The following is a 2,539-nucleotide window of genomic DNA, read 5'->3' as shown; positions in this document are numbered from 1 at the left end:
CCTTTCAGCTGCCTCCTTCCGGGACAAGCCCGGCGCATCTCCCGACCGCAAACCCCAGAGCGAAAAACAGCCCCGAAAAGAGGAAACCCGCACGGAGGAAGCATGGAAAACACGCGGAACTCCCCGGAGAATACCCAGCGCGGGACGATCATGATCCGGCATACCCGGGAAGCCGGGACGTTGGTCGAAGGCGCCAGCCGAGCGGACTACCCGACACTGTCACCAATCTTCACAAAGCACCGGGTCCGCTGGTCGAGCCACATCGGCGACGGCGGAGCCTGGTTTTGGCGAAACAGCCGGGGACGGGGCGCGGACACCTACCGGATCAACGAGTTGGCCGACGCGCTGCGCGCCGCCGGGTACCCAATCGAGATCGCGATCGACGAGACGCCAGTCACCGACATCGCGGCGCTCGAAGCGGCCCGCAACCAGCGGGCCGAGGATCGCGCCGACTACCACGCCGATGCCGCCGGTCGCGCGGCGGCCCGCGCCGAGGCCCGGTGGAAGGCGGCCCGCGGCATCCGCGATCACATCCCGCCAGGGCAGCCCATCCTGGTCGGCCACCACTCGGAGGGCCGGCACCGCCGGGACCTGGCCCGCGCCGACGGCCACGAACGCGCCTCGGTCGAGGAAGCCGGCAAGGCTGGCTACCACGCGAACCGGGCCGAGACGGCGGCCCGGTTCCAGCAGCACCGGGAGAACGTTCCCCGCACCCTGCGCCGCATCCGCACGTATGGAAGCCGACCAGCGTGCCGCGGAGCGGGCGTTGGAGAAGGCGACCCGCCGCGTCGCCCAGGGCGGCGTACCACCCGACCCGGTGTGGAAGGCCGGCATCGAGGCGGACGCCGCCCAACGCGCCGCCGAGATCGACTACTGGAAGCGGAATGTCGCCGAGCAGGAAGCCGCAGGCGTGAAGGTCTGGCGGCCAACCGACTTCCAACAGGGTGATCGTGTGCGTTCGTCGTTCGGCTGGCACACGGTGCTGCGGGTCAACAAGCAGTCGCTAACGATCCCTCACGTCTTCATCCCTGGAGAGACGTGGCGTCTGTCGTACGACCAGGTGCTCGACCGCCGGGTCTCCGTCGTTCCACATCTCGAAGTAGCGCGTGACCAGCTGTTGCGTCGGCAGTGACATCCGACTGTTGATCATCTTGGGGTTTGTCTTCCCGGCGAAGGTTGTGTCCTGCCTGGCAGAGGTCCTGCTGCGCAGGCCTCCGGGCGTTCGATGAGCTGACCGCGTTCAAAGCGTGCTCCGGCGCGGACGAGCGCTACGAGGTGGGGTGCGTTGACGGCGCGATTCCCGGTTACGGGAAGATCGTGCCAGTGAATGCCGCTCACTCTCGGGAAACTCAACATACCGACACCGATTCAACTGGCACTTCCCGAAATTAAATCCTTCGAGATCGAGTTTTAATATAAAATGGCCAAAGGCGTGAGCGTGGCAGGTTCGACGATTTTCCTTACCGGCTGACTACCGGGGCTATGCGAGCCTCGCGGACCGTGTGTCCCCGGCGGGTTACCAGGCAGGTATTCGTAGCAGGGAAGAGTTTCGGGAAGGTGGCCGGGACATCAGAACCCAGCCTTCTCCCATGACCCACCTGCCCATCGTCACAGGTTGTTCCCAGATGCCGATCTACCTGCCCCGTTGGGGTGCCGCACCTCGGACCCCGCGCAGAACACCACCCTTTCTCCACCCTGGGCCCACCCTCCCGTTCGCTGCGCCAAAGCCGTGCCGATGACCAGGCCAGGACAAGACGCAAGCTGCTCCCCGGATGATGCGGAGGGCTCGGTCGACCATAAAACGTCCCCCGACGGTCCTGGACCCGCGCTGAATGGACGGCAGGCGGATAAGCATCCCCATGGAGCTGGACGTTACTATCAAGACACCCAAGGCGACGAGGTCTTTCTCATACTCCTCCCGGACGGGCCGCCGACCCTCACCCCCTCGGCGGCACGGGCACTGCTACGTATCCTGCTGGCAGCACAATCCGCCCGTTCCGGCCGAACACCCGGGACCGAAGCGAACATGCCGCGGAAAGATCCGCCCACCTCAGACTCATCCGCGTCGCCTCACCACAAAGGACCGCCCCCATGATCAGACTCGCGTTCTGCGGCAGGGTCTCCACCGAAGACCAGCAGGATCCAGAGGCCTCCCGCAACTGGTAGATCGCCCGCGCACGAGCCCTGACGGAGAAGCACGGGGAGATCGTCGCCGAGTACTTTGACGTCGGGCATTCCCGGTCCCTGCCCTGGAAGCGCCGTCCACAGGCCAGCCTGCTACTCGACGCCCTCCGGAACCCCGATCGGGGTTTCGATGCGGTTGTCATCGGCGAGCCGCATCGGGCGTTCTACGGCAACCAGTTCAGCCTGATCTTCCCGCTGTTCACCCACTATCGCGTCGCGCTGTGGGTGCCCGAGGTCGGCGGGCCGATCGACCCGACCTCGGAAGCCCACGACCTGATCATGTCAGTGTTCGGGGGCATGTCGAAGGGAGAACGGAACCGCATCAAGATCCGGGTACGGACCGCGATGGCAGCCC

General features: G+C 65.8%; 2 protein-coding genes and 1 pseudogene. All 3 read left to right on the top strand.

The features are described from left to right. Positions 1-102: 102 nt before the first annotated feature. Positions 103-645 (top strand): annotated as a pseudogene (locus tag ACY45C_RS13280) (DUF3560 domain-containing protein); the annotation flags it as partial. Between the two features lie 88 nt (positions 646-733). Then, a complete protein-coding gene (locus ACY45C_RS13275) occupies positions 734-1,132 on the top strand; it encodes a hypothetical protein (RefSeq protein ID WP_462187929.1) in 399 nt (132 codons plus the stop codon). Between the two features lie 1,034 nt (positions 1,133-2,166). Then, the coding region (locus ACY45C_RS13270; RefSeq protein ID WP_462187928.1) for a recombinase family protein at positions 2,167-2,539 on the top strand (373 nt) is incomplete at its 3' end.

The sequence above is a fragment of the Frankia sp. CcWB2 genome (assembly GCF_977927585.1).
This window is presented reverse-complemented; position numbering and strand designations above follow the sequence as displayed.

Coding starts and splice junctions, on each gene's coding strand:
- ACY45C_RS13275 (WP_462187929.1), top strand. CDS start 734: ATGGAAGCCGACCAGCGTGCCGCGGAGCGGGCGTTGGAGAAGGCGACC.